Here is a 6,398-nt window from a genome sequence, read left to right as displayed (position 1 = left end):
CGCGCCCCCCCGCGGCCGCCCCCCAACCCCCACAGCCGGTTCCGCGGGAGGCTACTCGCCCCGGCGCAGACTCGGCTTCAGGTCCTTGAAACGGCCCAGCAGGCCGTTCACGAAGGCCGGGGAGTCGTCCGTGGAGAACTCCTTGGCCAGCTGGACGGCCTCGTCGATCGCCACGGCGTCCGGGGTGTCGTCCACCCAGATCAGCTCGTAGGCGCCGAGACGCAGGATGTTCCGGTCGACGACCGGCATCCGGTCGAGGTCCCAGTCCACGGCGTAGGTGACGATCAGGTCGTCGATGCGCTTCACCTTGTCGGCGTAGCCCTCGACGAGATCCATCGTGAAGGCGCTGACCGGCGGCTGCCGGTCGTCCGAACGGGCGTGGCGGATCCAGTCCGCGAGGACCTCGCGCACGGGCACACCGCGCTGGTCGGCCTCGAACAGGATCTGGAAGGCGCGCTTGCGCGCGTTGCTCCGGGCAGCCACGGTTAGCTGTTCACCCGGCCGAGGTAGGCGCTGGTGCGGGTGTCGACCTTGATCTTCTCGCCGGTGGTGACGAAGAGCGGGACCTGGATCTCGTGGCCGGTCTCCAGCTTGGCGGGCTTGGTGCCGCCGGTGGAGCGGTCGCCCTGGACGCCCGGGTCGGTGTGCTCGATGGTCAGCTCGACGGCGGCCGGCAGCTCGACGTACAGCACCTCGCCCTCGTGCTGGGCGACGGAGGCGGTGAAGCCCTCGATCAGGAAGTTGGCGGCGTCGCCGACGGCCTTGCGGTCGACCATCAGCTGGTCGTAGGTCTGCATGTCCATGAAGACGAAGTAGTCGCCGTCCATGTACGAGAACTGCATGTCACGCCGGTCGATCGTGGCGGTCTCGACCTTCGTGCCGGCGTTGAAGGTCTTGTCGACGACCTTGCCGGAGAGCACGTGCTTGAGCTTGGTGCGCACGAAGGCCGGGCCCTTGCCGGGCTTGACGTGCTGGAACTCGACGACGGACCAGAGCTGGTCACCGTCGAGCTTGAGCACCATGCCGTTCTTGAGGTCGTTCGTGGAAGCCACGGTTGCGGAATCTCCTGCACTGGAAGACCAAGGACGCGCGCACGGTCCGGCGGTGCGGACTAGAGCGCGAGCAGCTCCTTGGTCGTAATGGTGAGTAGCTCGGGACCGCCGTCCGCCTCGGGGCGCACGACGAGCGTGTCATCGATCCGGACACCTCCCCGGCCGGGGAGGTGAACCCCCGGTTCGACGGTGACCGGCACGCAAGCGTCCAGTTTACCCATTGCCGTAGGTGCAAGCTGCGGGTCCTCGTCGATTTCCAGGCCGACCCCGTGCCCCATCCATCCCGCCAGCGCCTCGCCGTACCCCGCCGAGTCCAGTACGGACCGTGCCGCGTGGTCCACCTCGCGGTACGCGGCGCCCGGTACGAGGGCCTGCCGGCCCGCCCGCTGGGCGGCGAAGACGAGGTCGTACAGCTCGATCTGCCAGTCCGCCGGGGTGGTGCCGATCACGAAGGTGCGGCCGATCTCGCAGCGGTAGCCCCGGTAGTTCGCCCCCAGGCAGACGGAGAGGAAGTCGCCCTCCTCCACCCGCCGGTCCGAGGGCCGGTGCCGGGAGCGGCCCGAGTGGGGGCCGGTGCCGACGGAGGTGGGGAATGCGGGGCCGTCCGCGCCGTGGTCGACGAGCCGGCGCTCCAGCTCCAGGGCCAGGTGGCGCTCGGTGCGGCCCACCAGGATCGACTCCAGCAGCTCGCCGAGGGCCTGGTCGGCGATCTCCGCGGCGATCCGCAGGCAGGCGATCTCCTCCTCGTCCTTGACCAGCCGCTGCTGTTCCACGGCCGCGCCGAGGTCCGCCAGCCGCAGCCGGGGGGCGACCGAGTGCACGGCCCGGTGCCGGCCGACGGTGAGGTGGTGCTCCTCCACCGCGAGCGAGTCGGCCCGCCCGGAGGCCGCCAGGTCGGCCGCTGCCACGGCCGGATCGGCGCCCGGGGTGGGCAGCACGGACACCCGCAGCCCCTCGTCCAGCCGTCCTTCGTCCGCCTCGCCGGTGGGCGGCCCGGCGCAGAACAGCACGTCCTCGGCGGGCCCGACCAGCAGGACTGCGTCCAGCGGGGACGCCCCGGCGAGGTAGCGGACGTTCGCCGGACGCGTGACCAGTGCGGCGGAGTTGCCAGCGGCGCCGCAGCGCTCCCGGAGCAGGCCCCTGCGGGCCGCGTACACGTCTGACATGTCTTCGAGCCTACGAGCGCCCCGCGCATCCGGCCCGGCGAGCGCGTCCGGACGGGGCCGCGACCGCGCCCCCCAGCAGGCTCCCTACCAGCGGGGCGGGCTGGCCAGCGCCCGGGCGAGGGCCTCGTCCAGGGCCCGCGCAGTGCCCTCGACGTCCAGCTGGGAGTTGTCGATGATCGGCAGCCCGGACCCGTACCAGCCCGCCATCCGGCCGTGGATGCGGGCCACCTCCTCGTCCGAGAGCCGGCGGTTGCCGGAGCGGGCCGCGTTGCGCTCCAGGACGATCTCCAGGCCGGGCAGCAGCACCACCGGCAGCAGCGCGGGCCCCACATGGCGCTTCCAGCCGCCGAGGCCCACCACGGGACGGTCCGGGAAGACCGCGTCGTCGAGGATGCAGGAGATCCCGTTGGCCAGGAAGTTGCGGGCTGCGAAGCCGCAGGTGCGGCGGGCGAGGCGGTACTGGGCCTCGGAGTGGTCGTTCCAGCCGGCCTGCGGGTCCGCGAAGCCCGAGCAGACCCACTCGCGGACGTCGTCCAGGCTGATGTGCGCGGTCGGCACCGGGCGGGTGCCCGCCCAGTGCCGGGCCACGGTGGTCTTGCCGGCGCCCGCCGGGCCGATGAGCAGCACGGCGAGCGTGGCCCCGCCGGTGCCGGGCGCGGACGCCGCGGGCGGTGCCGCGGCGGCGGGAGGCAGCGGTATGTGCCCCGTCGCGTCGGGGACCGGCGCCACCGGCCAGCCCTGCGCAGGGGGTATCGGCGGCTGCGGGGGAACCGCCGGGGGCTGTCCCGGCAGACCCCAGCCCCCCACTCCGTGCTGCATCCGCGCCACTCCGTCTCGTTCAGGCGACTGATGCGAGAACGTTATCTCAGGCCGTGACCTCTTCCGCCAGCGCACGCAGCGCCAGCCGGTAGGAGCCCAGTCCGAAGCCGGCGACGGTGCCGGTCGCCACGGCCGCGATGACCGAGGTGTGCCGGAACTCCTCCCGCGCGTACGGGTTGGAGATGTGCACCTCGATCAGCGGCGCGGTGCGCTGCGCGGCCGCGTCCCGCATGGCGTACGAGTAGTGCGTGAAGGCGCCCGGGTTGATGACCACCGGGATCCTGCCGTCCGCCGCCTCGTGCAGCCAGCGCACCAGCTCGCCCTCGTCGTTGGTCTCGCGGACCTCCACGTCGAAGCCGAGCTCCGCGCCCAGGGCGCGGCAGCTCTCCACCAGCCCGGCGTACGAGGTGGCCCCGTACACGTCGGGCTCGCGGGACCCGAGCCGGCCCAGGTTCGGGCCGTTCAGGACCAGCACCCGGCGGCTCACGCCGAGACCTCGCCGTACGCGGCGACCAGGTGGGCCGGGTCGGGGCCCTCCAGCACGGTGGGCTTGGCCAGGCCGTCCAGGACGATGAAGCGCAGCAGGTTGCCGCGGGACTTCTTGTCGACCTGCATGGTCTGGAGCAGCTTGGTCCACTGGTCGCCGCGGTAGGTCAGCGGCAGGCCCACCGAGGCCAGGACCGCCCTGTGACGGTCGGCCGTGGCGTCGTCCAGGCGCCCGGCCAGCCGGCCGAGCTCGGCCGCGAAGACCATGCCGACGGAGACCGCCGCGCCGTGGCGCCACTTGTAGCGCTCGTTCTTCTCGATGGCGTGCGCGAGGGTGTGGCCGTAGTTCAGGATCTCGCGCAGCCCCGACTCCTTGAGGTCGCTGGAGACCACGTCGGCCTTGACCCGGATGGAGCGGCAGATCAGCTCGGCCGTGTGCGGGCCGGCGGGCGTACGGGCGGCGGCCGGGTCCTCCTCGATCAGGTCGAGGATCACCGGGTCGGCGATGAAGCCGGCCTTGATGACCTCGGCCAGGCCGCTGACGTAGTCGTTGACCGGCAGCGACTCCAGCGCCGCGAGGTCGCAGAGCACCCCGGCCGGCGGGTGGAAGGCTCCGACGAGGTTCTTGCCCTCGGCGGTGTTGATGCCGGTCTTGCCGCCGACGGCCGCGTCCACCATGCCCAGCACCGTGGTCGGTACGGCGACCCAGCGCACTCCGCGCAGCCAGCCGGCGGCGACGAAGCCCGCCAGGTCGGTGGTGGCTCCGCCGCCCACGCCGACGATGACGTCGGTGCGGGTGAAGCCGGACTGGCCGAGGGCCTTCCAGCAGTACGCGGCCACCTCGATGGTCTTGGCCTCCTCGGCGTTCGGCACCTGGATGGCGATCGCCTCGTAGCCCTGCTCCGCCAGGTCCGCGCGCAGCGCCTCGCCGGTGTCGGCGAGCGCCTCGGGGTGGATCACGGCGACCCGCTGGGCCTTCGGGCCGATCAGGCCGCCGAGCTCGCCGAGCAGCTGCCGGCCGACCAGCACGTCGTACGCGTCGTGTCCGGCGCTGGCGCCGACCTGGATCCGCGTCACCTGGTCTGTCATACGTCCTTCAACTCCAGAGCGTCGAGGACCGCCTGGGCGACCTCTTCGGGGGTGCGGTCGTCGGTGGCCACGACGACGCGCGCGACTTCGGTGTACAGGGGGCGCCGGGCCTCCATCAGCTCGCGCCACTGGCGGCGCGGGTTGACGGCCAGCAGGGGGCGGGCCGCGCCGAGGCCGACGCGGCGCACCGCCTCCTCGACGTCCATCGACAGGTACGCGACGGGCAGCCCGGCGAGCAGGGCGCGGGTGCCCTCGTCGAGGACGGCGCCGCCGCCGAGGGCGAGCACTCCGGTGTGCTCGGCGACGGCGGCCGCGACGGCCCCGCGCTCGAGCTCGCGGAAGTAGGGCTCGCCCTCGTCGACGAAGATGTCGGAGATCGCCCGGCCCTGGGCCGCGACGATGTCCGCGTCGGTGTCCCGGTAGGGGACGCCGAGCCGCCGGGCGAGCAGCGCGCCGACCGTGGACTTGCCGGAGCCCATGGGTCCGACGAGTACGACCAGGGGGCCGCCCGTCACCGGATCTGCAGGTTGTCGAGGTACGACCGGACGTTGCGGCGGGTCTCGGGGACCGAGTCGCCGCCGAACTTCTCGACCACGGCGTCGGCCAGCACGAGCGCGACCATGGCCTCGGCGACGATGCCCGCGGCGGGCACGGCGCAGACGTCGGAGCGCTGGTGGTGCGCGACCGTCGCCTCGCCGGTGGCGACGTCGACGGTGGCCAGGGCGCGCGGCACGGTCGCGATGGGCTTCATGGCGGCGCGTACGCGCAGCAGCTCGCCGGTGGTCAGGCCGCCCTCGGTGCCGCCGGAGCGGCCGGAGGTGCGCTTGAGGCCCTCGGGGGTGGAGACGATCTCGTCGTGCGCCTTCGAGCCGGGCACGCGGGCCAGCTCGAAGCCGTCGCCGACCTCGACGCCCTTGATGGCCTGGATGCCCATGAGCGCGGCGGCGAGGCGGGCGTCGAGGCGGCGGTCCCAGTGGACGTGGGAGCCGAGGCCGACGGGCACGCCGTACGCGAGGACCTCGACGACGCCGCCGAGGGTGTCGCCGTCCTTGTGGGCCTGGTCGATCTCGGCGACCATCGCCTTCGACGCGTCGGCGTCGAGGCAGCGCACCGGGTCGGCGTCGAGCTTCTCGACGTCGGCCGGGGTCGGGTAGACGCCGTAGGGCGCCTTGGCCGAGGCCAGCTCCACCACGTGCGAGACGATCTCGATGCCGGCGACCTCCTTGATGAAGGAGCGGGCTACGGCGCCGAGGGCGACGCGGGCGGCCGTCTCACGGGCGCTGGCGCGCTCCAGGATCGGCCGGGCCTCGTCGAAGCCGTACTTCTGCATGCCCGCGAGGTCGGCGTGGCCGGGGCGGGGGCGGGTCAGCGGCGCGTTGCGGCCGGTTTCCTTGAGCAGCGAGGGGTCGACGGGGTCGGCCGACATGACCGTCTCCCACTTGGGCCACTCGGTGTTGCCGATCATGACCGCGACCGGGCCGCCCTGGGACAGGCCGTGGCGGACGCCGCCGAGGAAGGTGATCTCGTCCTGCTCGAACTTCATCCGGGCACCGCGGCCATAGCCGAGCCGGCGCCTCGCCAGGTGGTCGGCCACCAGCTCGGTGGTGACCGGGACGCCGGCGGGAAGGCCCTCCAGCGTCGCGACCAGTGCCGGTCCGTGCGACTCTCCTGCGGTCAGCCAACGCAACCTGCTCAACGATGCTCCTCATGCTCGCGCCTGGCACTGCGACGACGCGTCCGGATGCGCGGACCGGACCGCCGTACCCGAATCCTCCCACGTCCGGGC

General features: G+C 73.1%; 8 protein-coding genes. All 8 read right to left on the bottom strand.

Annotated features, from left to right (window positions below):
• Positions 1 to 51: 51 nt before the first annotated feature.
• Positions 52 to 483: a transcription antitermination factor NusB gene (gene nusB, locus AB0D45_RS25680; RefSeq protein WP_361599797.1), complete on the bottom strand. Its 432-nt coding sequence runs from the start codon at positions 481 to 483 to the stop codon at positions 52 to 54.
• 2 nt (positions 484 to 485) lie between these two features.
• Positions 486 to 1,052 (bottom strand): elongation factor P, encoded by a 567-nt coding sequence (gene efp, locus AB0D45_RS25675; protein ID WP_361599794.1) that lies wholly within the window; start codon positions 1,050 to 1,052, stop codon positions 486 to 488.
• A gap of 59 nt (positions 1,053 to 1,111) precedes the next feature.
• The gene (locus tag AB0D45_RS25670; protein WP_362463029.1) at positions 1,112 to 2,218 is read right to left on the bottom strand and encodes an aminopeptidase P family protein; all 1,107 of its coding nucleotides are present in this window, start codon (positions 2,216 to 2,218) and stop codon (positions 1,112 to 1,114) included.
• Between the two features lie 84 nt (positions 2,219 to 2,302).
• Positions 2,303 to 3,037 (bottom strand): AAA family ATPase, encoded by a 735-nt coding sequence (locus tag AB0D45_RS25665; RefSeq protein WP_361599788.1) that lies wholly within the window; start codon positions 3,035 to 3,037, stop codon positions 2,303 to 2,305.
• A 46-nt stretch (positions 3,038 to 3,083) separates the two neighbouring features.
• Positions 3,084 to 3,524, bottom strand: a complete 441-nt coding sequence (aroQ, locus tag AB0D45_RS25660; protein WP_362463026.1) for a type II 3-dehydroquinate dehydratase — start codon at positions 3,522 to 3,524, stop codon at positions 3,084 to 3,086.
• Positions 3,521 to 4,612 carry a 3-dehydroquinate synthase gene (aroB, locus tag AB0D45_RS25655; RefSeq protein WP_361599782.1) on the bottom strand — a complete coding sequence of 364 codons (1,092 nt, stop codon included), beginning with the start codon at positions 4,610 to 4,612 and terminating at the stop codon, positions 3,521 to 3,523. Before aroB ends, aroQ begins: the two co-directional genes overlap by 4 nt.
• Positions 4,609 to 5,127 (bottom strand): shikimate kinase, encoded by a 519-nt coding sequence (locus tag AB0D45_RS25650; RefSeq protein WP_362463023.1) that lies wholly within the window; start codon positions 5,125 to 5,127, stop codon positions 4,609 to 4,611. The genes aroB and AB0D45_RS25650 overlap by 4 nt, the downstream gene beginning before the upstream one ends.
• Entirely contained in the window at positions 5,124 to 6,308 is a 1,185-nt protein-coding gene (aroC, locus tag AB0D45_RS25645; RefSeq protein ID WP_361599776.1) for a chorismate synthase, read from the bottom strand. The genes AB0D45_RS25650 and aroC overlap by 4 nt, the downstream gene beginning before the upstream one ends.
• Between the last annotated feature and the right edge of the window lie 90 nt (positions 6,309 to 6,398).

This window comes from Streptomyces sp. NPDC048352 (assembly GCF_040651895.1).
Lineage (GTDB): Bacteria > Actinomycetota > Actinomycetes > Streptomycetales > Streptomycetaceae > Streptomyces.
The sequence above is the reverse complement of the archived record's forward strand: the minus strand, read 5'-3'. Positions and strand labels throughout refer to the sequence as shown.